The organism is Microbacterium sp. ZOR0019 (assembly GCF_000800925.1).
Classification (GTDB): Bacteria; Actinomycetota; Actinomycetes; order Actinomycetales; family Microbacteriaceae; genus Microbacterium; species Microbacterium aurugineum.
On sequence record NZ_JRKC01000023.1, the window covers coordinates 1 to 23623 of the forward strand.

The 23623-nt window shown below is 66.3% G+C and carries 19 protein-coding genes and 2 pseudogenes; 19 read left to right on the top strand and 2 right to left on the bottom strand.

Going from position 1 to position 23623, the window contains the following annotated elements:
* The 17 genes and pseudogenes from L978_RS06935 to L978_RS07015 all read left to right on the top strand — a co-directional run.
* Positions 1 to 2586: pseudogene (locus tag L978_RS06935) on the top strand (hypothetical protein); the annotation flags it as partial.
* Positions 2587 to 2600: 14 nt separating this feature from the next.
* A complete protein-coding gene (locus L978_RS06940) occupies positions 2601 to 3125 on the top strand; it encodes a barstar family protein (protein WP_269429710.1) in 525 nt (174 codons plus the stop codon).
* Positions 3126 to 3222: 97 nt separating this feature from the next.
* The gene (locus L978_RS06945) at positions 3223 to 5616 is read left to right on the top strand and encodes an FG-GAP-like repeat-containing protein (protein WP_047521729.1); all 2394 of its coding nucleotides are present in this window, start codon (positions 3223 to 3225) and stop codon (positions 5614 to 5616) included.
* Between the two features lie 204 nt (positions 5617 to 5820).
* Positions 5821 to 7107, top strand: a complete 1287-nt coding sequence (locus tag L978_RS06950; protein ID WP_047521732.1) for an adenylosuccinate synthase — start codon at positions 5821 to 5823, stop codon at positions 7105 to 7107.
* Positions 7108 to 7118: 11 nt separating this feature from the next.
* Complete coding sequence (locus L978_RS06955; RefSeq protein WP_081996949.1) at positions 7119 to 8228, top strand: lactonase family protein; 1110 nt, start codon at positions 7119 to 7121, stop codon at positions 8226 to 8228.
* A gap of 168 nt (positions 8229 to 8396) precedes the next feature.
* Positions 8397 to 9797 (top strand): MFS transporter, encoded by a 1401-nt coding sequence (locus L978_RS06960; protein WP_047521734.1) that lies wholly within the window; start codon positions 8397 to 8399, stop codon positions 9795 to 9797.
* 160 nt (positions 9798 to 9957) lie between these two features.
* Positions 9958 to 10539 (top strand): biotin transporter BioY, encoded by a 582-nt coding sequence (locus L978_RS06965; RefSeq protein WP_047521735.1) that lies wholly within the window; start codon positions 9958 to 9960, stop codon positions 10537 to 10539.
* Positions 10540 to 10828: 289 nt separating this feature from the next.
* On the top strand, positions 10829 to 12328 hold the full coding sequence (locus L978_RS06970) for an RHS repeat-associated core domain-containing protein (protein ID WP_047521736.1): 1500 nt from the start codon (positions 10829 to 10831) through the stop codon (positions 12326 to 12328).
* A complete protein-coding gene (locus L978_RS06975; RefSeq protein WP_156118246.1) occupies positions 12322 to 12816 on the top strand; it encodes a hypothetical protein in 495 nt (164 codons plus the stop codon). The genes L978_RS06970 and L978_RS06975 overlap by 7 nt, the downstream gene beginning before the upstream one ends.
* Positions 12817 to 13198: 382 nt before the next feature.
* Entirely contained in the window at positions 13199 to 13702 is a 504-nt protein-coding gene (locus tag L978_RS18715; RefSeq protein WP_156118247.1) for a hypothetical protein, read from the top strand.
* Positions 13703 to 14182: 480 nt separating this feature from the next.
* Complete coding sequence (locus L978_RS06985) at positions 14183 to 14917, top strand: hypothetical protein (protein ID WP_156118248.1); 735 nt, start codon at positions 14183 to 14185, stop codon at positions 14915 to 14917.
* A gap of 60 nt (positions 14918 to 14977) precedes the next feature.
* Positions 14978 to 16412: pseudogene (locus L978_RS06990) on the top strand (dihydrolipoyl dehydrogenase family protein).
* Positions 16413 to 16560: 148 nt separating this feature from the next.
* Positions 16561 to 16863: a DUF427 domain-containing protein gene (locus tag L978_RS06995; RefSeq protein ID WP_046748074.1), complete on the top strand. Its 303-nt coding sequence runs from the start codon at positions 16561 to 16563 to the stop codon at positions 16861 to 16863.
* Between the two features lie 60 nt (positions 16864 to 16923).
* Positions 16924 to 17796 (top strand): ABC transporter ATP-binding protein, encoded by an 873-nt coding sequence (locus L978_RS07000; RefSeq protein WP_047521744.1) that lies wholly within the window; start codon positions 16924 to 16926, stop codon positions 17794 to 17796.
* Positions 17793 to 18476: an ABC transporter permease gene (locus L978_RS07005; protein WP_047521746.1), complete on the top strand. Its 684-nt coding sequence runs from the start codon at positions 17793 to 17795 to the stop codon at positions 18474 to 18476. The genes L978_RS07000 and L978_RS07005 overlap by 4 nt, the downstream gene beginning before the upstream one ends.
* Positions 18473 to 19198, top strand: coding sequence for an ABC transporter permease (locus L978_RS07010; protein ID WP_047521748.1), 726 nt, complete (start codon positions 18473 to 18475; stop codon positions 19196 to 19198). The genes L978_RS07005 and L978_RS07010 overlap by 4 nt, the downstream gene beginning before the upstream one ends.
* 66 nt (positions 19199 to 19264) lie before the next feature.
* A complete protein-coding gene (locus L978_RS07015; RefSeq protein WP_047521749.1) occupies positions 19265 to 20179 on the top strand; it encodes an ABC transporter substrate-binding protein in 915 nt (304 codons plus the stop codon).
* 61 nt (positions 20180 to 20240) lie between these two features.
* On the opposite strand, the gene L978_RS07020 is transcribed toward L978_RS07015, so the two are convergent.
* Positions 20241 to 21461 carry an AI-2E family transporter gene (locus L978_RS07020; RefSeq protein ID WP_047521751.1) on the bottom strand — a complete coding sequence of 407 codons (1221 nt, stop codon included), beginning with the start codon at positions 21459 to 21461 and terminating at the stop codon, positions 20241 to 20243.
* A 62-nt stretch (positions 21462 to 21523) separates the two neighbouring features.
* Between L978_RS07020 and L978_RS07025 the strand changes: the two genes are divergently transcribed.
* Positions 21524 to 21823: a chorismate mutase gene (locus L978_RS07025; protein ID WP_047521753.1), complete on the top strand. Its 300-nt coding sequence runs from the start codon at positions 21524 to 21526 to the stop codon at positions 21821 to 21823.
* 163 nt (positions 21824 to 21986) lie between these two features.
* Positions 21987 to 23153 carry an ROK family protein gene (locus L978_RS07030; protein ID WP_052193394.1) on the top strand — a complete coding sequence of 389 codons (1167 nt, stop codon included), beginning with the start codon at positions 21987 to 21989 and terminating at the stop codon, positions 23151 to 23153.
* Positions 23154 to 23165: 12 nt separating this feature from the next.
* Here L978_RS07030 and L978_RS07035 read toward each other — a convergent pair whose 3' ends face one another.
* The gene (locus L978_RS07035; RefSeq protein WP_047521755.1) at positions 23166 to 23600 is read right to left on the bottom strand and encodes a DUF3995 domain-containing protein; all 435 of its coding nucleotides are present in this window, start codon (positions 23598 to 23600) and stop codon (positions 23166 to 23168) included.
* Positions 23601 to 23623: the final 23 nt, after the last annotated feature.

Below are 23623 nucleotides of genomic sequence, written 5' to 3' on the forward strand. Positions count from 1 at the left end.
AGTGCCGATGGTGCGGCGGCGAACGCTGCGGGCCAAGCCGGCATGGCCGCAGCGGCGCGGGCCGAGGCGGAGAAGGCGCGCGACGCCGCGGACAAGGCGACCAAGGCCAAGCGTGCGGCGGCAGAAGCGGAGACGGCGACGAACGCGGCGAACCGTGCGGCAAAGGCGGCGGGAGCTGCGGCCGGCTACTCCGGCGAAGCGGCCGGGTATGCGACCGAGGCATCCCAGGCGTCGGGAGTGTCGTCGGCGGCTGCCGCGCAAGCACGGGCGGCTGCAGCGGAGGCGAATGCGGCAAAGAACCGCGCCGCATCCGCCACGGCGCGGACGGACCGCCTTGCCGCCGAGACATCGGCGGTCGCGCAGCAGGCCCGTGATGCGGCCGGTCGCGCAGCGGACAACGCCAAGGCAGCGGCGATCGAGGCCGATACTGCGGCTGCTCAGGCCGGTGTCGCGCAAGGCGCGGCGGCTCGAGCCACGGCCTCCTCGGAAAAGGCGGCTGACGCTGCCGACGCCGCGACGAACGATGTCGAGTTGGCGAAGACCATCTTCGAGTTGGCGCGGAAGGCTGACGCGGAGCGTCTCGCCGCGGAAGAGGAGTTCGGGCTTGCGCAGGCGGAGATTGCCGCTGCCGAAGAAGCTGAAGCCAAGGAGCTCGAGGACGAGGCCAAGAAGGAGGGCGCCGCCGCTGTCGCGGAGAGCAGCGCCTTCCTGAAGAAGATCACCTCCCCGGACGCGAACCTGCAGGAGCTGCTGCCGGAAGCGCGCTCGGCCATGCTCGCCCTCATCACGTCGGGAACCCCGTGGGTCGCGGCAGCGGCGGAGCAGGCGGTCGTCGGAAACGACGAGGCCGTGGTCGAGTTCTTCAAGGACGGGTACAGCGTCGCCCTCGAGCAGGACCAGTGGGATGAGGCGAAGGCTCTCCTGTACGACGGCGACAACACGATGCTGCAGGACGAGGCCTATGACGTCCTCGAGAACGGTGAAGAGTACGTCGCTGAGTTCCTCAACGAGCGGCTTCCTGAGATCCGCGATCTCGAGAACCGTCAGATCGCATTCGTGCTCGCCACCGACGGAGGGCCGGCGATGCAGCGCGAGGCGAACCGCGCGCTGGATGCCGATGATCCCACTGTGCTCGCGAAGTTCATCGCTGAGGGGCAGTACGACGCGCTCGAGATCGATCAGCGAGCGGCCGCTTTCGCGCTCAGCTCGACGGGCGGTCCCGAGGTGAAGGCAGCCGCGAACATCGCCCTCGAGGGCTCTCGGGCTTCGCTGAAGAAGTTCCTGGAGCAAGGTCAGTACGAGGCTGCCAAGCGGGACAACGACACCGCCGCTCACGTCGCTCAGATGCAGAGCATGCTGCACCTGGCCGACCAGCAGGCTGCGGCTGCTCGCGAGGCAGCCGCTCTCGCGGAGAAGGCCGCCGCGACGGCGCGACAGGCCGCACAGGAGGCGCAGGACAGTGCCGAGTTGGCTCGACAGTACGCGGAGCAGGCGCAGGGCTGGGCGGCGAAGGCGGCGACTTCGGCCAACCAGGAGACCGCCTCTGAGAACGAAGCACGTCAGTCGTCGCACCGCGCACATCAGGCGCTGACGGCCGCGACCGCAGACGCGCAGAAGGCCAACGGGTTCGCCGCCCAAGCCACGTCGTCGGCACAGTCGGCCAGCGCTGCTGCAGCACGGGCCAACGAAGCGGCGAGTCGCGCCGCTGCCACGGCGATTAATGCGGGACTCGATTCAGCCGCTGCAGCCAAGGCGGCAACAGAAGCGAGGAATATCGCGGCAGCCAAACAACGCGACGGCGACTGGTCCGATGGATTCCCACCGCCGCCCGGTCAAGGCGCTGGTTTGACGCAGGCGCAGATCGATGCGGCCTATGCCGAGGGCGGCGACGCGGCGGTTCAGCGGTTGCGAGAGGCCTACGCGTTGAGCCAGCCAGATGCGCTGATCAACCTGATTCTGCAAGAAGGGGGCCAGGTCCTTCTCGATCTCATCGGCGTGACTGACATCATGAATTGTGTCACCAAAGGTGACATTGGTGCTTGTCTCATGTCGATCGTTGGCTTCGTGCCCGTCGGCAAATTGGCGAAGCTGCTTGAAGCTATCCCTCTCATTGCCAAGATCGCAACGAAGCTTCTGACGTTTTCCGATAGAGTCTCGGATTCGCTCGCCCTTCTCACTCGCAACAAGAACAAAGTGAACGAACTCGCTGCCTTGACGTGTAAGCGCAGCGGAGGCAACTTCGCGCCTTCAGTATCCCAACGGAGCACAGGCATTCGCCCGGCATCCTCCGGCTTGTGCGACGTCAGTGATCTGGGAGACGACTTCCTTCGCGCTCTCGATGAAATCGAGAGCGGGGCGCCTCGGAATAATGTTAAGAATCCCGGAAAGTACGAAAATGATGGCCGAGGCGGAACCGCGCTCCTTGACGCCACTGACGCGAACGGCAATCCGATTACGTATACCGAGAACTATGTCAATCCCAGGCCACCCAGGCAGAAGATGGATGACAAACGCATCGTCGTAGGATCCGACGGTAGAGTTTGGGCGACTGCAGACCACTATCGAACATGGGTGCAAATACGATGACAACTACGACTTCAATGGGGTTTCTGTGGTCGCCTTCGGGTCCATGGATTTATCTTGGCCACGGAGAGCCTGAGCGTCGCGAGTGGATTCCAACATATTTCTATGCGTCTCCTCAGTTGGACAATGTTTGCGTTAGGCATTTGCGGGGCTGGAAGATGCGATCTTACGAGGGGCTCATGAACGAGTTCAGCGCTGCGCTCCAGTTCTTCGACGACTTCGGTGAAAACTGGTCAGCACTAAAGGACTGTCTCGTTTCGTTGGACGAGTGGCTTCCCGCTAGCGCGTACGTGATCGTCATCGAGCGCGCAGAGGAGCTTCTCATCGATGATCCCATCGAACTTGAGGCATTTTTGCGCACTATCACTGCAGCTGGCGAGTCGTGGTCAAATGCCGTGAGTAGCCCTGAACAGTACAAAAGACCGCCGATACCCTTTCATGTGCTTCTAAATGTTAGTGATGGGCACCCCGAAGGCATCGCCCGCGTCGCGCGTACGATCGACGCGGCCAGAACTCCTATCCCCCTGCGCACGGATTACTAACGCTCGTTGCCGTGCGTCACGCCAGTGGCGTCTCATTGAAAGGTATTGCATGTTTTCGTTGAAATCTCCCCGTCGAGGCCGCGCTGCGGCTGGCGTGATGGCGGCGGCGTTGGTGTCGGCATTGCTCGTCTCGGCCCCGGTGGCCTCGGCAGTCGCTGATGATGCTCCGGGGTATCTCGTGGAGTCGGGCGCGTATCCGGACGGAGCGTCCGTTGGCACCGCAGCTGGCATCGTTCTGAAGGATGGCAACGGCGGGTTGCGGGTGGCGACCTGCGCGCGGGGCACCGGGCAGGTCGAGGTCGAGTTCGAGAAGTCGGGCAAGACGGCGAAGGTGTGCTTCGAGGTCGCCTTCCGACCGGCCGTTCTGAATCTCGAGATCGCGGCGTCGTTCGGTGTCAAGGCCGGCGCGCAACCGATGGACGTAACGTACTCGGTCGCAGGTGAACCGGAGGAGGTGGCCGAGGTTCCGGCGGGTGGGCGAGCGACTGTCGACGAGAACTTCACCGGTCAGTCGACGATCGTGGTGATCGAGGTGAAGGCTGACCCGGCGGTGGATGAGCCGGCGACGACGGCCACGCATCCGCGAACCGCGATCGCGAAGATCCGCACCGACCTGGGCTCCTGCACGGGGACGCTGGTGGATCGGTCGTGGGTGTTGACGGCGGCGAGCTGTTTCGCCACTGACCCGGCCACGGTCGCCGCAGATGCGCCGCCCGCTCCGGCGCGGGCGCTGTTCGGTCCGGACGTCGCGAACGACAAGGTCGCGAGCGGTAGCGGTGAGCTGGGTGTGAAGATCACCCGCCTCGAGCCGGCCGGCAACGGCCAGGACGTGGTGCTGGCGAAGCTGGAGAGCCCGGTCGACGACATCACTCCCATGCCGGTCGCCACAACCGCTCCGGCGGCCGGGCAGGACGTCGCTTTCACAGGTTTCGGTCGCACCGAGTCCGTCTGGGTCCCGCTTGCGTCCCACACGAACACGTACCCGGTGACGACAATCGAAGCGACGACTCTGACCACCGCGGCAACCGACGCTTCGCTCTGCCTCGGCGACGGTGGCGCTCCCGGGGTCCGCAACATCGACGGAACCGACACGCTTGTCGCGGTCGCGTCCCAGTCCACTCAGACCGGCTGCTACGGCTCGGGTGTTCCCGCGGGTACGGCCTCGACGGTCGCGACCCGTTCTGATGTCATCGCCGGCTGGGTGGCGCGCATGATCCAGAAGGGGCTCGACACGACTCCGGTCGCCGCTGCAGATCAGGCATTGGCGCAACAGATCGTGGACTCCGGACGCGTGAGCGGAACCGAAGCGCTCGCTCAGATCCAGGCCTATGCCGACGGATTCAAGCGCGGACACCTGATCAGCGGACAGGTTCGCGACTGCACGATCGATCCCGTGATCCTCGCTGCGCTGAAGAAGGTCGTGGTCGATCAGAACTTCTCGATCACGATCTCGTCGCTCAACGAGTACTGCACCACGGCGACGCCGTCGGCCACGAGCTATCACGCGAAGAACAGCGGCGGCCACGCCGTCGACATCAGTGTCGTCAACGGTGTCACGGCCACCGGCGACACGGACGAGGATCGGGCACTGATCGCGGCGATGTTCGACGCGCTCCCGACGGCGGCGGCCGTAGGACAGGTGAACTGCCGTGCTCCGCTCGCGGCCCCTCCCGGCTGGTCGCAGATCGAAGAGGTGTGCACGCACAACCACTTCGAGTACAGGGGTACATCCTTCCCCACAGCAAAGGCATCGTTCGATATAAACAGCGACGGTTTTCCTGATGTCCTCGCGATCTCGAACTCAGGCGTGCTCACGGCGTATCCAACCAATGGTGCCGGGGGATGGAAGACGAAGACGATTCTGACCTCGGGGTGGGACTCGACGACGGCGCTGATTCACGGCGACTATGACGGCGACTCCAAGGGGGACTTCGTGACTGTGCAATCAGACGGCACCCTTTGGTATCACAAGGGTGATGGGGCTTTCGGGTTCGCGACGAAGGCGCTGGTGGGTGTGGGATGGAACACAAAGGGTCTGATCAGCGGAGGCGTCGATTTCAACGGCGACAAGCATGCTGACCTTGTCGCCCGAGAACCCGATGGAGACCTGTACGCGTACCTCGGGACGGGCGATGGATCGTTCGGCGATCGGATCAAACTTCGGCCGACCTGGGGGGCGGTCAGTCGGGTGGTGGCCGGCGACTTCAATGGGGACGGGAACGGCGACATTCTCGGCGTCACCAACGCGGGGCTCCTGTACCTCTACTCAGGCAACGGCTCGACGCTCGGGACCGGCCTGAAGATCGGCGGGGGCTGGAACACCATGACGGCATTGACCGGTGGCCTCGACTACGATGGCGACGGGAAGGCAGATCTCATCGCGCGGGATACGGCGGGAGATCTGTGGAACTACCGCAGTCGCGACGGCGGCAAGAGTTACGTCAGGATCAAGTTCGGCCACGGGTGGAACATACACCGACTGCTCTCTTAGGCCACGACAGGTGCGGGTCGAGCTCCGTCTTCCCGCACCTGTCCCGCGCGATGCGAAAGCTGTACCTCGCCGTTCTGTGCCTCGCTGCGTCCAGAAGAACGCCGGGGCGAAGGGGCGGGGGAGAGGCTCCCGATAGGATGGGACGGCCCGAAGAGGGCCAGCTCATCGGCCGGTGCAAACCCGGCGAAAGCCAGGGGGTTACCCATGCCAGGAATCGTTATCGTCGGCGTGCAGTGGGGCGACGAAGGAAAGGGCAAGGCCACCGATCTGCTCGGTGAGCGCACCGACTGGGTGGTGAAGTTCAACGGCGGCAACAACGCCGGGCACACCGTCGTCGTGGGAGACGAGAAGTACGCGCTGCACCTGCTGCCCTCCGGCATCCTCTCTCCGGGCGTGACCCCCGTGATCGGCAACGGCGTCGTCGTCGACCTCGAGGTCCTGTTCTTCGAGCTGGAGGCGCTCGCCGCCCGGGGCATCGACGTCTCGCGTCTCAAGGTCAGCGCCAACGCGCACATCATCACGCAGTACCACCGCACGCTCGACAAGGTCACCGAGCGTTTCCTCGGCAAGCGGATGATCGGCACCACCGGTCGAGGCATCGGTCCGGCCTACGCCGACAAGATCAACCGCGTCGGTATCCGTGTGCAGGACATCTTCGACGAGAACATCCTGCGCCAGAAGGTCGAAGGCGCTCTGGATCAGAAGAACCACCTGCTGGTGAAGATCTTCAACCGTCGCGCGATCACCGCCGACGAGGTCGTCGATGATCTGCTGTCGTACGCCGACCGCCTGCGCCCCCTTGTCGCCGACACGGGCTACCTGATCGCGGAGGCCCTCGATCGTGGCGAAGTCGTCGTGTTCGAAGGCGGTCAGGCCACGATGCTCGACATCGACCACGGCACCTATCCGTTCGTGACCTCGTCGTCGGCGACCGCCGGCGGAGCCGCGACGGGTGCGGGCGTCGGCCCCGGTGCGCTCGACCGCATCGTCGGTATCGTCAAGGCGTACACGACCCGCGTCGGATCGGGTCCCTTCCCGACAGAGCTCTTCGACGAGCAGGGCGACTGGCTGCGCAAGCAGGGCTTCGAGTTCGGCACCACCACCGGGCGTCCGCGTCGGGTCGGCTGGTACGACGCGCCCATCACCCGGTACGCGACGCGCATCAACGGCATCACCGACCTCGTGCTCACCAAGCTCGACATCCTGACCGGACTCGACGAGATCCCGGTGTGCGTCGCCTACGACGTCGATGGCGAGCGTTTCGACGAGGTGCCCGTCAACCAGACCGACTTCCACCACGCGAAGCCGATCCTGGAGTACTTCCCGGGTTGGAACGAGGACATCTCCGTCGCCCGCACCTTCGAGGACCTGCCGCAGAACGCACAGGACTACGTGCTGGCGCTCGAGAAGATGAGCAACACCCGCATCTCGGTGATCGGTGTCGGCCCCGAGCGCGACCAGGTCATCGTCCGCCACGACCTGCTCGACTGATCCGGCCTGTCGTGACGCGATTCTGGCTCGGCGGCTACGGCCCCGGCATGGACGGCTCTGCCGACGGCATCGGTCTGCTCGCGGGGGATGCAGGCCGAGAGGCGACCACGCTCGCGTACCGGGGCGTGGTCGCAGAGGTCCCTTCGCCGTCGTGGCTGGCGCAGCATCCGACGCTCGACGTCGTCTACGCGGCGCTCGAGGGCGACTCCGCCGTGCAGGCGTTCGTGCGTACGGGGGACGGCGCCCTCTCCCCGATGGGTGCACCGGCGGCGGTGGGCCAGTACGTGTGTCACGTCGCGGTCGCTGCGGACGGCTCTGCTCTGGTCGCCAGTTGCTACGGCGACGGCCGCGTCGTGCGGCTCGGCCTCGATGCGGACGGGCGGATCGTGCCCGCACGGCCGGATGCGGCGGCGGAACTCCGCGCGGCACTGTTCGGCGACGACACGGACCCGGATGCACCGGCGGCGACGCCTCTCGGTGACGGCGTCGCCGCGGTCGACCCGTACGGGGTGGGCGGTGACCGTGTCTCGCACGCGCATGCCGCCGTGTTCCTTCCCGACGGGCGCATCGCCACGACCGACCTCGGGTTCGACCTCGTGCGGTTCTGGCGGCAGAGCGGCAGCGGACTCGTGCTCGACCACGAGGTCGTGCTCCCGCTCGGTACCGGCCCGCGGCACATGGTGCTGCATCCCAGCGGGCACCTGCACGTGGTTACCGAGTACTCGTGCGAGGTGTTCACGCTCGCCGAGGCGTCCGACCGCACGTGGAGCGTCGTGTCGTCGACTCTGTCGAGTCCGATCGCCCAGGTGGGCACAGACTTCCCCGCCGAGCTCGCCCGCACCCGCGACGGACACTTCCTCTACACGGCCCTGCGCGGAAGCAACACGATCGCGGCGCTGCGCGTGCGCGGCGGGGGTGAGGCCCTGGAATCCGTGGCCCTCGCCGATGCGGGGGTCGACTGGCCGCGCCACCATCTGGTGCACGAGGGCAAGTTGCTGGTCGCGGGGCAGCGCTCCGATACCATCACCCTGCTCGACCTCGATGAGCGCACCGGTGCGCCCCTCGGCATCCGCCATGAGGCGCAGGTGCCGACGCCGACACACTTCCTTCCGGTGCGCTGAGGGGATCCTCCGGGCTGAGTCTGGCCAGACCCGCGGACCGCCTGTCGGGAGGATGCACGGATGTCGGGAAAACTCCGCGTCCGCGCCCGACATCCGTTCGGGCTCCCGACAGGTGGTCGGCACGCTCCGCTTGACCTCAAGCTCACTTGAGGTTCTAGCGTCATCATCATGACCTCGGAGACCGAGCAGGTGTCGACGCCCGGCGCGGCCGCACCCCGCATCTTGAGCCGCGACTACCTCTGGATCACGATCGGCGCCTGTGCGCTCGTGTTCCTCGGCGCGTTCGAATCCCTGGCGGTCACCACGGTGATGCCGACCGTGAGCGCCGATCTCGGCGGAGAACGGCTGTACGCGCTCGCCTTCGCGGGACCTCTCGCCACTGGGGTCATCGGCATGGTGCTCGCCGGGAATTGGGCGGATCGTCGCGGACCGGTCGCTCCGTTGTACACCGCGATCGCCCTGTTCATCGTCGGACTGCTGATCGCCGGCCTCGCGCCGAGCATGGAGATCCTCGTCGCGGGGAGGTTCGCCCAGGGCCTCGGCAGCGGAGGGTTGATGGTGGCCCTGTACGTGGTGGTCGCCCGCGTCTACCCGCACGAGCTCCATCCGGCGATCTTCGCCGGCTTCGCCGCGGCCTGGGTCATCCCCTCGCTGATCGGCCCGACGGTCGCGGGTGCCGTGACCGAACTCTGGAGCTGGCACTGGGTCTTCCTTGGCGTGGTCATCCTGGTGCTGGTGGCGCTGCTGATGGTCGTGCCCGCACTTCGCGGGCTCGCGAACCACGGCGATGCGACGACTCCCTGGGCGTTCGGGCGACTCGGATGGTCGGTGCTCGCGGCCGTTGCTGTGCTCGCGCTGAATCTGGTCGGCGACATCCCCGGGTTCGGCTCTGCTCTCGCTGTCCTTGCCGTGGTGGTCGCCCTCATCGCGGTCCGGCCGCTGGTCCCTCGCGGGACGCTTCGAGCACGCCGGGGGCTGCCGTCTGTCATCCTCGTCCGCGGCGTCGCGGCCGCCGCGTTCTTCGGAGCGCAGGTCTACCTGCCCTACCTGCTCACCGATCGGTACGATCTGTCGCCGACTCTGGCGGGACTCGCGCTGACCGGCGGTGCACTCGCGTGGTCCCTCGCCGCGACCGTCCAGGGGCGGCTGGGCGCGCGCTTCTCGAGCGTGACGGCCGTGCGGCTCGGGACAGGCCTCGTGTTCGCCGGCATCGTGCTGACCGTCGCGACTGCCGGCTTCCGAGGAGACGCTCTGCTGATTGCACTCGCTTGGGTCATCGCGGGTATGGGGATGGGGTTGATGAGTCCGCGCACCAGTGCCCTCACGCTCGCGATGTCCACGCCGGAGAATCAGGGCTTCAACAGCGGTGCGATGACGGTCGCCGACTCGTTCGGCAGCGCCCTGGCCCTGGCCGTCACGGGCACACTGTTCACCGCGCTCGCGGGCGCCGACCCGTTCCTCGGCGTGTTCGTGCTGGCTGCGGTCGTGGCCTTCGCGGCAGCGGTCCTCTCCCCGAGGGTCCGTGTCGAATCCGCCGAAGACGAATCGCGGGAGGAGGGGGAGGCATGAGTCGGGACGTGACGAAGGCCGATGCCACGGCCGACGCTGCCGATGACGCCCGGGCGCGAGATCGTGCTGGTCACTCCAGACTGGTGATTTGCACGGCGCGGCGCGCATCCGTACTCTGATGAACGGTGTTCAGGTGAACACCGTTCAGGAAGGATGAGCGATGACCGCGTCGACCCGTGACTTCAGTGCGACCCTCGGTCGGGTGGCCGTGTTCGCCGCCCTCATCATCGTGCTGGGAACGGTTGTCGTGCCGCTCCCCGGCGGCGTGCCCATCACCGGGCAGACGCTCGGCGTCATGCTCGCGGGTCTTGTGCTCGGTCCGCGCGTCGCGCCCTGGTCGATAGCCCTCGTGCTGGCGCTCGCCGCGGTCGGACTCCCCGTGCTCGCAGGCGGACGCGGGGGCCTGGGCGTCTTCGTCGGACCGACCGTGGGCTACCTGATCGGCTGGATCGCCGGCGTCGTGGTGATCGGGCTGCTCATGCGCACCGGAGGGTTCACCTGGTGGCGGTGTGCAGTGGCCGCACTGGTCGGCGGCGTGCTCGTCGTCTACGCGTTCGGCATCCCGGTCCAGGCGCTCGTGACCGGAGTTCCGCTCGACCTCACCACGCTGTCGAGCCTGGCCTTCCTCCCGGGCGACCTCATCAAGGTGACCGCGGCCACACTGATCGTCGTCACCCTGCGCCGGGCGTACCCCCGCGCGTTCGCCGACTCCCGCCGGGGGCGGGAGCTCGCGACCGCCTGATTGCCGGTAGCGGCGGCGGAAGGAGAAGGTGTGGGGGCGGAGAGAGGCCGCCCCCACGATGCGACCACCCCTGGTCGCGCGAAGCCGCCGAACAGTCGTGAAGACGTCCCGCAGCTCCAGCACCAACCTCCCTCTCGATTACCGGGTCTCGGTAGTACTGCGAGGAAGATCGGTACGGCTGCCCAGGAATTGCGTACGCGCGACACCCGTGACTGTGAGTCGGCATTTGACGCGCGCATGGACTCCGAATGCTTCGACGGCATGCAGCACGGCTCCTTCGGCGAGCGGTATGGGTGGGTTCGAACCGTTCTGGCATGAGTACACGTTCGACAATGCCACGGGTAACCGGACGGCGCTCGTGAAGCGTTCGAGTTTGAACACGGTGACGACGGCGTCGTACTCGTACCCGGCGGCGGGAGCGGAGCGGCCGCATGCGGTGTCGGAGGTCACGGGTCCGGCGTCGGTGAGTCCGGGGTCGTATTCGTACGATGAGGCGGGCAACATGACGGGGCGTCCGGGGCAGGCGATCACGTTCAATGAGGTCGGGAAGGTCTCGAAGGTGGTGTCGGGGTCGGTGACGCAGGATCTCGTGTACAACGTGGATGGCAGCATCCTGTTGCGGACGGATTCGGTGGAGGGTGCGACGTTGTTCGTGGGTGACACGGTGTTGTCGCAGGCTGTCGGGTCGAGTGTGGTGGCTGGTGTGCGCACGTACAGTGGTGCCGAGGGGAAGCCGGTGGCGGAGAAGTCTGCGAAGACCGGGACTGCGGGGACGACGTTGACGTGGGTGTTCTCGAATCTGGAGGGGACGGTGGATGTGCAGACGGTCGCGAACGCGGCGGGTGTGACGACGCGCACGATCCGTGACCCGTTTGGTGCGCCTCTGGGTTCGTCGGGTGTGTGGGGTAGTGGTACCGGGTACATGAATAAGCCTGCGACCGCGTCGACTGGGCTGACGACGGTGGGTGCGCGGACGTATGACCCGGTGCTGGGGAAGTTCTTGTCGGTGGATCCGGTGATCGACCCGAACCTCCCGCAGCAGAACACGGGGTATGCGTACTCGGGCAACAACCCCACCACCTACAAGGACCCGAGCGGGCTGGCGTTCAAAGTCGACTGCGGTTGTGGCGGGCGGACGCATCCCTATGCGGCTCCGCCGCGGTACAAGAACTCCAAGGAGTTCGGTACTCAGCTGATGAATATCGCCAAGGGCATCCGCAATTCATCTTCAGAGTCCGATGAAGGGGCGAGGTCGAGGGCATACGTCTTCAGCAACATGGGTTCGTTCTTCAAGAGCGAGCAGGGAGCGCTGATCCGGGCGTGGATGGGAGGCAACCTTCCGCAGCACATCGTCTTTGGAGAAGATTCGAAGATCACTCAAGGCCTGCGAGATCATGTCCACATGCGGAACTACCGCGATGATGTTCTCGAGGCCCTGCGGACAGGGCAGAGGATACCTGATCCCCGCCGCTACGATGCCGATCCTCCCTCGGTGAGCAACTCGAACTTCAGACAAGACTTGGAGACGCTCGGAAACTATGCGGGAGCAACCAACACCCAGCGATCGCTCCTCGTAACGGGCTCGTACAGCGTCCTTGCGCCTGATGTCACGTTGACGTCGGCAACGTCGGCGACGGTGACGTACAAGTTGCGAAACGACATCACGGTCGGGTCGCTGGTCAGCCTTACCGACCAGCTGCGACAGTTCGGCAACGGCGTGCCTGGCGAGAGGGGCCCGATGTCGACTGTCTACACGACGTTCACGTGGACGGAGGAAGTGAGTTGGTGATGAGATCGGCGAGACACGGCGCTGTCGCTGCGGTTCTGCTGTTTGTGACGCTGTTGACGGGGTGTGTGAGCGACTGGGGTCATTATGATTTCGAGTTCGGTGCGTCCGATGCGGTGGGCCGGTGGTCGTCGGAAGGCAGAGATGAGGTGGTGGCGTTGGATATACGAGATGATGGCACGTTCACTGCCGAGGGATGGCCGACGGGACTGTCTTGTGGTGAGCTTCCCGAGCCGGAGGACGACCCCGACGACCTGTGGGATGAGACCGTTGACTTCTCGGGCACGTGGGAGGGAGATGCGCCGGGAGAGGAGTACGCAATCAGGCTCTTGTCCCCCGGACCAGAATGCAAGAGCAACTTCTCGGTGGTTGCGTGGACCGACCCGGGCGGTCCCACGCGTCTTCGTGTCGAACTCAGTCCACTGACACCGTCGGAGGAGTTGACCGACGACATGGTGCTCTACCTTGAGAAAGAACAGTCGGACATCTAGGTTCGCTTGCACGTCGGGTGCGGCAGTGGTGTACGTCATTCTGCTGGCGTGAAATTCAATTCTTAGCGAAAGATGTGCGAGATGCCCATTGAACTAGCTCTTGGATCCCTGATTGCGGTTATTGGAGTGTTCGCGGTAATTGCTCGTCGATGGTTTGCTCGAATGATTCACATGGGGCTCAAAGTCTTCTTCGGAGAACCTGTTGCCGATGATGCAGTGAGACCGTCCACACCGATCCACATTGCGATAGCCGGAGCCGTCATCGCAGTCTTGGGAGGAAGTCTCATCGTTCAGGGGCTTCTGTCGAGTTGATATCTCTGATCGGTGACCGTTTGGTGCGCCTCTGGGTTCGTCGGGTGTGTGGTGTAGCGGTACCGGATACATGAACAAGCCCGCCGGTGTCGACCGTCTACACGACGTTCACCTGGACCGAGGAGTTGACGTGGTGAGTAAGTCCCGCCGAATCGGGGTCGCCGTTGCTCTGCTTCTAGCCGTTGGCGCGATCGCGGGCTGCTCAAATGTCCCGGGGCGCTATGACGAGGGCTTCCGCGCGACCGATGCGGTGGGTCAGTGGACCTCTGAGGGCCGTGATCAAGTGGTGGTGCTAAACGTTCAGAGCGACGGCACGTTCTCTGCCGCGGGGTGGCCGCGGGGGTTGTACTGTGATGGCGCGGTCCCCGAACGGGATGACGATCCTGACGACCTCTGGGATGACGATCCTGACGACCTCTGGGATGACACCGTCGATTTCTCAGGTACCTGGAGGGGAACGGCATCAGACGACCACTACACGGTCCGATTCGTGTCACTGGGGCCGGAGTGCAGAACCAAACTTCCCGGTGGTCGCGTGGAGGCTGCAAGATGGCCCAGCGGTTCTTCGGGTTGATCTCAGTCCGCTGACGCCGGTGGAGGAGCTCACGGAGAACGAGATTCTGTACCTGAAGAAGAGCTAGATACTTGAGCCTGGGCGATCAACGAGACTCGTCTGGATTTCTTGGAGGACTTTGATGAGGGTTGTCGCTGGCATCGCGATGCTGTTGTTGCTGTTTGTCCGTGGGTTTGTCCTTTGGTTCCTTATTCCCTTTTCGGTTGTCGCATGGTTGCTGGTCCATTCGTGGGCTCAGAAAGCCCGACTCAGGCAGGCGATCTGTTGGTACGATATGAATCTCTTTGTCTTGCTCATGCTTGTGCCCTTTCGGCCAGCGCTGCGGTATGCCACGGGCGGAAAGGTGCGATTCGGGCGTATCTCCGAGATGCGAGTGCTGGAGACATACAGAATCGGGTTGACGCAACTGAATTAGGACCGCTGCGGGGGGCGACCGCCACGCTCACCTGGACCCAGGAAGCGATTCTCCGAGGGATGAGGATGGACGACCAGGATCACGACCTGAGTTGTAGGTTGTTCGGCTTCTCGCGTGCCGACGCGGGGCCGTCGAGCGTCGTGTCTCGGTTGGATCTAGGTTGGGGCCGACCGAAGAGAGGCGACTATTCGGTGTTCACAGTCGACATCCCCGTCGATGATCGTCGCGCGGATCTGGGGGAGGCCCTCGATCGCGCCACGCACGATGGTCAGACGATCCTTGAGGCCCTGGCGACGGAAGCAGACGTCGACGTTGACGTCGTGCTGTGGTTCGCCCCCAGAATTGCCCCGACCTCGGCGATATTCTCCGGACAGTGGTTGAAAGACTGCGGTCGGTCGTTCGAGATCTGGGCTGAAGTGGATCTCGCAGAGGAAGAGGCGGATGATCCGACGCCGCCGGCGGTGGATCGCGTCGCTGTCACCTGGCTCTCGGACGATCAGAGTCGCACGGTTGAGATCATCGAATCGGAAGCCCCACAGCGTCAGACGTGTTTGAATCGCACTCTGCATGACGCCATCGCCGAACGCGCGAGCAGCGTTCGAATCGACCTGGAAGCGAGCGCCGGCATTGCCGGGATCGTCATTCCTGCTCCTCTGGTCCAGCGTTTTCGCGAGGGCGATGTTCAGCTTGAGATTCGTGGGTGGAGGACCGCGCCCGAGGCGCACCGAAGTTCCCTGGACGATCTGGACTCGCAGCCTCATCCCTCCCGCGCCACGCCGGAGGGAACAACTCACCCGTGACTCGGCGTTGGTCTTGAGCGAGACTGGGCGACGGAACCGGTCGACGGAGAGGTGTCAGTCATGAACGCAGCGGACAAGACCGACGAATACGACCTGATCGTGCTGGGCGGAGGTCCGGTGGGCGAGAACGTCGCCGATCGCGCCGTGCAGGGCGGACTCACCGCGATCATCGTCGAGAGCGAGCTCGTCGGAGGCGAGTGCTCCTACTGGGCGTGCATGCCGTCGAAGGCGCTGCTGCGGTCGGCGCAGGCGTTGCGGGCAGCGCAACACGTGGCGGGCGCCTCGCAGGCGGTGACCGGGAAGCTCGATGTGCGGGCGGTCTTCGAACGACGCGACTCCTTCACCAGCAACTGGTCCGATGACGGACAGGTGAAGTGGCTCGACTCCGCCGGGATCGATCTGGCGCGCGGGCACGGCCGGCTGACGGGTGAGCGGGAGGTGACCGTGACGGATGCCGACGGGGCGACGCGCGTGCTCCGCGCCCGGCATGCGGTGGCCATCAGCACCGGATCGGACGCCGTCATCCCGCCCATCGACGGGCTCCGTGAGTCCGCACCCTGGACGAGTCGAGAGGCGACCAGTGCCGAGGAGCTGCCGGAGAGCCTGGCCGTGATCGGCGGAGGCGTGGTCGCGGTCGAGATGGCCACGGCATACGCGGCACTCGGCTCGCAGGTCACCGTCATCGCCCGCAGCGGTCTGCTCGGGGGGATGGAGCCTTTCGCCGGGGAGCGGGTCGCAGCCGGCCTCAAGGAACTCGGCCGACGTGCGCACCGACACGGGCACGGTATCCGTGCACCGTGGCGCCGACGGGGTGACCGTCACGCTCGACGGCGGTGAGGAGATCATCGTGACCGAGGTTCTCGCCGCGACGGGTCGTTCGCCGCGCAGCGGAGACATCGGCCTCGACGTCGTGGGCTTGGAGCCCGGCCGCTGGATCGAGACGGACGACACCCTCCGGGTCCCCGGATCCGACTGGCTGTATGCGGTCGGCGACGTGAACGGCCGCGTGCTCCTCACCCACCAGGGCAAGTACCAGGCGAGGGCGGCAGGCGACGTCATCGTCGCCCGTGCCCAGGGCGACGACGTGGATGACACCCCTTGGGGTCGTCACGTCGCGACCGCCGACCAGGCCGCCGTCCCGCAGGTCACGTTCTCGATCCCCGAGGTCGGCTCCGTCGGTCTGACCGAGGCGCAGGCGGTCGAGGCCGGAATCACCGTGAAGGCGATCGACTACGACCTGGGGTGGATCGCGGGGGCGAGCCTCTACGAAGACGGTTTCGAGGGGCAGGCGCGGCTCGTGATCGACACCGACCGCGATGTCGTGATCGGTGCGACCTTCGTCGGCCCCGAGGTGGCGGAACTCGTGCACGCCGCCACCGTGGCGATCGTCGGCGAGGTGCCGATCGCCCGTCTCTGGCATGCGGTGCCGTCGTACCCGACCGTCAGCGAGATCTGGTTGCGACTCCTGGAGGGCTACGGGCGCGATTCCGCCTGAGTCCGACCATCGTGGCGGGCAATCCGTTTTCGCGGGCAGGCCGAACAGATTCGGGATTGTTTCTCACATTGACGGCCCGCGCGCAACCCTCGAGCCCGATGTCCCCACCGTCTTATACGCTCGAACACACATCCGAGGAGGCAGGACCATGAAGGCTGTACTCGCAGGAACCGTCATCGCCGAGGCCGACGAGAGCGATCTCGCCCGCATCGAAGGGAACTGGTACTTCCCGCCCGCATCCATCACACCCGGGGTGCTCGTCGAGAGCCCCACGCCCTACACCTGTCCCTGGAAGGGCGCGGCTCAGTACTACTCCGTGCAGACCGACGGCGAGCTGCACACCGACTACGCCTGGTCGTATCCGACTCCTTATCCGTCGGCCTTCGATCGTGTCGGCAAAGACTTCTCCGGATTCGTGGCGTTCGATCCGCGCGTCGAGGTCGGCCCGTAGCCACCAGAAGAGCCAAGACTCGTCCGCTCGCACATCGATCGACCGACTGGAGACCAGCCCATGATCGAGTTCCGCAACGTCACCAAACGGTTCCCCGGCGGTGCACTCGCCGTCGATGACTTCAGCCTCGTGCTGCCGTCACGCAAGACCACCGTGTTCGTCGGCTCGTCCGGCTGTGGCAAGACCACCCTGCTCCGCATGATCAACCGCATGGTCGAGCCCACCTCCGGCGACGTCGAGATCGACGGGGAGAGCGTGCTCGAAGGCGACCCGGTGGCTCTGCGCCGACGCATCGGCTACGTCATGCAGAACTCCGGGCTCATGCCGCACTTCACGGTTATCGACAACGTGGCCACGGTGCTCCGGCTGACCGGGGTGAAGCGGGCTGCGGCCCACCAGCGGGCGCGCGACCTGCTCGACACGGTCGGCCTCGACCAGGCGCTCGCCGAGCGCTACCCGAGTCAGCTCTCCGGCGGCCAGCAGCAGCGTGTGGGTGTCGCCCGCGGACTCGCCGCCGACCCGAACATCCTGCTCATGGACGAGCCCTTCGGCGCGGTCGATCCCATCGTGCGGGCCGACCTGCAACAGGAGACCCTGCGCCTGCAGAGCGAGCTCGACAAGACCGTCGTCTTCGTCACGCACGACATCGACGAGGCGTTCCTGCTCGGAGATCAAGTGGTGATCCTCGACAAGGGGGCGCGCATCGTGCAGGTCGGCAGTCCGAGCGAGATCATCGAGAACCCGGCGGACGACTTCGTCTCCGCGTTCATCGGCGCCGATCGCGGTCGCCGCGCACTGCACCTCAAGCAGACGCCTAGGGGCACCGTGGTGGTCGACTCGGAGGGGCGCACGCAGGGATCGATCGTCGACGTGCCCGATGCTGTCAGCGACGCGCTCCTGAGCGAGGAGAGCGTGACGAAGGGCGCTCCGTGAACTGGATCGTCGACAACATCGGCCTCATCCTCGAGCTGACCGCCATCCACCTGCAGCAGAGCGCGATCGCGATCGTGCTCGGCTTCGTGCTGTCGGTGCCGCTCGGGTGGGTCGCCTGGCGCTATCAACTGGTCAAAGGGCCGGTCATCGTCCTCACCGGTCTGCTCTACACGATCCCGTCACTCGCGCTGCTGATCCTGCTGCCGTCCGTCGCCGGGTATCCGGCCCGCAGCCCGATCAACCTCATCATCGGTCTCACCATCTACGCGGTCGCGATCCTGGTCCGTGCAGTCTCCGACGGCCTCGACTCGGTCGATCCCGCCATCCGGCAGTCGGCCACCGCGATGGGCTACGGCGGGTTCCGCCGGTTCTGGACCGTCGACTTCCCGCTCGCCGGACCCGTCGTGCTCGCCGGGCTGCGTGTGGCGGCCGTCAGCACGATCTCCCTCGCCACCGTCGGCATCCTGGTGGGCGTGACGAATCTCGGCTATCTGTTCGAGAACGGCCTGCAGCGCCGCATCCTCGCCGAGGTGTTCGCGGGCGTCATCGCGGTCGTGGTGATCGCCCTGGTGATCGACCTGTTGCTCCTGCTCCTCGGCCGCGCGCTGATGCCGTGGACGCGTGCAGCCAAGACACCGTCAGCCGCACGACAGGCGGCCACGCTGAGGACCGCCGCATGAACGTGTTCACCGACGCCATCGCCTGGCTCTTCTCCCCCGACCGGTGGGAGGGGCCGTACTCGCTGCCGATCCTGTTCGGCCAGCACATGTACTACACGCTGATCTCGGTGCTGATCGCCGCGATCATCGCGGTGCCGATCGGATGGCTCATCGGCCACACCGGGCGTGGCCGGGAGGTCGCCGTCGCTGTCTCCGGCGCGGCCCGAGCGATCCCGTCCTTCGGACTCCTCGTGCTGCTCGTGCTGCTGCTCGGCGTGCTCCGCATCCCCGAAGCCGCGATCATCACGTTCGTGCTGCTGGCCATCCCCTCGCTCCTCGCGGGCGCCTACACCGGGCTCGAGGCCATCGACCGCCGTGTGCTCGATTCGGCGCGCGCCATGGGGATGACCGAGTGGCAGGTGTTCTGGAAGGTCGAGGTGCGCCTCGGGCTGCCCCTCCTGGTCGGTGGCATCCGCGCGGCCCTCCTGCAGGTGATCGCCACGGTCACGATCGCCGCCTACGTGAACCTCGGCGGTCTCGGCTGGCCGATCATCCAGGGCATCCCCCTGCGCAAGTTCGACCAGGTGCTCGGCGGTGCGATCCTCGTCGCCATCCTCGCGCTGGCGGTCGACCTGATCTTCGCCCTCCTCCAGCACGCCGCCGTCCCCGCTGGTGTGCGAGGGCCGACCACGACCCGCCGGTCGCGTACCGCTGCAGCCTCACCCGCGCCGGCCACCGCCTGACACGTTCACAGCCGCTCACCGTCCCACAGCACCCATCCCCGTTGTCCCAGAGAAGAGGAACTCCCCATGTTCACAGCACGTAAGTCACGACTCGCCCTCGCCGGTGGCGCCGCGCTCGCCGCGGTGCTCGTCCTCGGTGGCTGCGCGAACAGCAACCCGCTCGACGCCCCGACCGATGACGTGGGCTCCGGCGGCGACACGATCGTCGTCGGCTCCCAGGCCTACTACTCGAACGAGATCATCGCCGAGATCTACGCACAAGCGCTCGAAGGCGCCGACTTCGACGTCAAGCGCGAGTTCAACATCGGACAGCGCGACGCCTACATGCCCGACGTCGAGTCCGGCGCGATCGACGTGTTCCCGGAGTACACGGGCAACCTGCTCGAGTACCTCGACGACAGCGCGACGGCCACCAGCCCGGAAGACGTCTACGCCGCGCTGCAGGACGCGCTGCCCGACAGCCTGACCGCTCTCGACTACGCGGAGGCTTCGGACCAGGACACCTACACGGTGCTCAAGAGCTTCGCCGAGGAGAACGGTCTCACCTCGATCGGTGACCTCTCGAAGGTGACCACGCCGGTCACGATCGGTGCGGCACCGGAGTTCGAGCAGCGCCCGTACGGGCCCGCGGCCGCCAAGGAGGTCTACGGCGTCGACCTGGCGTTCTCGGCGACCGGCCCGACCACGCTGGAGTCGCTGCTGGCCGGCGAGATCCAGGTCGCTGACATCTACTCGGCCGACCCCGCTTTCCAGACCGAGGACATCGTCGCGCTCGAAGACCCGGAGAACATCATCCTGGCCTCGAACGTCGTGCCGATCGTCTCGAGCGGCGTCGCCGACGAGGTCGCCGACGTGATCAACGCCATCAGCGCCAAGCTCACCGCCGAAGAGCTCGTCGGTCTGAACGTGCAGAGCACGGTCGACCAGAAGTCGGCGAGCGACATCGCCGAGGCCTGGCTGACCGACAACGACCTCATCTGAGTCGGGTGACAGAAGCGCCCGGACCTTCAGGGGTCCGGGCGCTTCGTCGTACGGGCGAGGGTCAGATGCGGGCATCCTGCTTCGGCACCAGCACCTGTTTGATGATGATGAGGATGGAAGCGGTGACTGGCACGGCCACGAGTGCCCCGAGGAGGCCGAGCAGAGTGCCACCGGCGAGGGCGCCGATCACGACCAGTGACCCCGGGACCGCGACAGCGCGGTTCATCACCCGCGGCGTCAGCACGTAGGCCTCGATCTGCATGTAGATGAGGTAGATCGCCGCGAAGATCAGCGCCGCGACCGGGTTGGTGAAGAGCGCGAGCCCGGTGCCGATGATCCAGAACAGCACCGATCCGACCAGCGGGATCAGCGTGACGCAGAAGGCGACCGTCGCCATCAGTGGGGGGAAGGGCAGACCCAGGATGGAGTAGAGAGTCAGGGCGAGGACCGCGTTGCAGAAGGCGAGCACGACCATCCCCATCACGTATCCACCCACCGAGTCCGTGATCTGCTCGGTGATGTCGCTCGCGCGAGCGCGGTCGCGGGCCGGTGCGAGACGCAGCAGGCCCTGCTTCATGCTGGGCAGGGTCGCGAGGAAGTAGAGCGTGAGCACGAGCACGACGATGGCGCCCGAGATGCCGGTCGCGATCGACGCGCCGACCGCGAGAGCGCCGCCGCCGATCGTCGCGAGGTTGCCGAAGTCGGTCAGGAACTTCTGGACCTCGGCGACCAGATCCTGGAACTGATCGCCGAACTGCGCGTCGAGCGTGGCGTAGATGTCGCTGCGGGTGAAGTCCTGGATCATCCCGGGGACGGAGCGGACGAAGCTCGCGATCTGCTCGACGACGATCGGGATGATCATCCACAGCACGACGGCGAACACGAGGATGAGCGCGAGGATCGTGATGACGACGGAGATCGAGCGGGAGAGGCCGCGACGCTCGAGGAACCGGACGGCCGGGTCGAGTCCGAGCGCGCCGAAGAGGGCGAGTGCGATGTAGATGAGCACGGTGGACAGGCTCGTCAGGGCGAGGCCGATCACCAGCGCGCCGAGTCCGCCGAGCGTCACGAGGAAGCCGAAGACGAACGGACGGTCGATGCGCGTCCAGAACGAGCGACTCGGCGTCATCGGCTCGATGACCACGGGGCGCGCTGCGCCGGTCGCGGCGGGCTCTGCGGTGGGAGAGTCGGCGCTCGCGGCTGCGGCGTCGGTGCGCGGTGCTTTCCGGGCGGGCGCGGTGTCATCGAGGGGAGTGGGCGCCGGCGACTCTTCGTTGCTCATGTGCTCACGATAGCGGTGCCGCGGGTCGGAATCCGGGTGTTCGACGGCTCTAGAGTAGGGGCATGACCGCCGCCGAGGACCCGAAGGCCGAACTGCTCCGACTTCGCGCCACCATCGACAACATCGACGCCGCACTCATCTTCATGCTGGCCGAACGCTTCCGTGCGACCCAGCAGGTGGGGCAGCTGAAAGCGGAGCACGAGATGCCGGCGTCCGACCCGAATCGGGAGGAGCAGCAGGTCGCCCGTCTGCGCGCTCTCGCAGAGGAGGCGCATCTCGACCCCGAGTTCGCGGAGAAGTGGTTCAACTTCGTGGTGGCGGAGGTCATCCGCCATCACACGGAAGCGGCGGAGAGCCGCTGAGAGAGGTGCCGGACGGGCGACGGTGTGTGCAGCACTCGCCCGTCCGGAGCTTTTGTGGGATTCATCGACCAACTAAGTTCAATGAATAAACTTACGGAGAGACTACGGATCGCGCCACGATCTGTCAACCGCTCGCCACGGGCGAGCTCCGGAACGGACGCACATGCTGAGCACGGATGAGGGCCTGGACACTCAAGCGTCGGTGCGGCGCGCGAACCTCCGGCGTGCGCTGCAACTCGTCTTCCGCAACCCGGGCACCCAGACGCGCGCGGGGATCGCGAGAGCGACGGGTCTGACCGCAGCCACGGCATCATCCCTCGTCGCCGAGCTCATCGAGAACCGACTGGTCGTCGAAGGGGAGCAGGCCGCGAGCACCGGTGGCAAGCGGGCGACCACGCTGAGCGTCGATGCGGGTCACCACCTGATCCTCGTCCTGGTGATCCAACCCCTGCACGCGTACATCGCCCTGGTGGCGCTCGACGGTACCGAGGTCGACGTCCGCCGCGCGGACTACACCCCCGAGACCCGTGACCGCGCACTCGACGACGCCGTGGCCGCGGTGGCCGCCGAGTTCGGACCGCGGGTGCTCGCTGCGGGGATCCAGCTCCCCGGCACGACGGACGGGCGCTCGGTGCTCGAGAGCGTGCAGCTCAAGTGGGAGGACGTGCCTCTCGCCGAGAGGTTCGAGCGTGTGCTGGGGGCGCCCGTGCTGCTCGTCAACGACGTCGACGCCGAGGCCATCGCCGAAGCCGGGATGGAGGAATCCCCGTCCGGATACCGGCTCTTCATCCACCTCGGCGGCGGCGTGGGCGCCGCGGTGACCCTGAACGGCGAACTCGCGCCCGGTCCACGCGATCGCGCCGGCGAGATCGGGCACGTGCAAGTCGTCTTCGGTGAGGCGGCGCGTGTCTGCCGGTGCGGACAGCGCGGCTGTCTCGAGTCCGCGGCAGCCTTGGGCGCGATGATCGGGGACGAGTTCACCGATGCGATGGACGCATCCGAGATCCGTGCTCTCGCCGCCCGCGCGGACGAGCGCCATCTCGACGAGGGGGCCCGCGCGCTCGCGAGGGCTGTCAAGCTCATCAGCGCACTGCTCGACCCGACAGAAGTCGTGATCGGCGGACCGGCGACCGAACTCGGGCCGCGCTTCCTCGACCGGGTCCGCCGCGAGACGGAGTACCCCTCCCGCGGCACGGCGCAGGTCCCGGTCCGCTACGCCGACCCTCGGGTGTCACTCGCGGCCGGCGCCGCTCAAGCCGCGCTCACGTCGGCGCTCGGCGTGCGCTGGAACCCGGAGCAGCTGCGCGCCGCATCCGCATCGAGCCGCTGAACCCCCTCGATGTCAGCGTCGTCGGTCTCCCCGCACCGCGAGGGCGATCGCGGCGCTGGTGATGAGGCACAGCGGACGGTAGATGCGCCGATCGAGCTCGACGAATCGGCGATGGGGACCGGGCCGCCCGAGAAGTGCGATCACTCGAGCCCCGTCCATCGTGCCGCGGAGGAGGAAAACCAGAGCCGCCGCCACGCGTGCGGCTTTGGCGAGCGTGTGAGTTCCCCCTGCGCCGGCGATGATCGCGCTCCCGGTGAGCATTCCTCCACCGACCACGAGGCATGCGCCGGCTGAAGGCATCTCATCGCTGCCGATGACCTGTCGCGCCAGCCGCTTCCGGCTCGACGCCGGCCAGGACGCGCCGGAGGCCCACAGCAGATGGATGGCTCCGATGGTGCCGAGTGATGTGGTCGCGACGACCTGACCGATCCGTCCGAGAGGAGTCATGTCCCCATTCTCCTCTTTCGCGG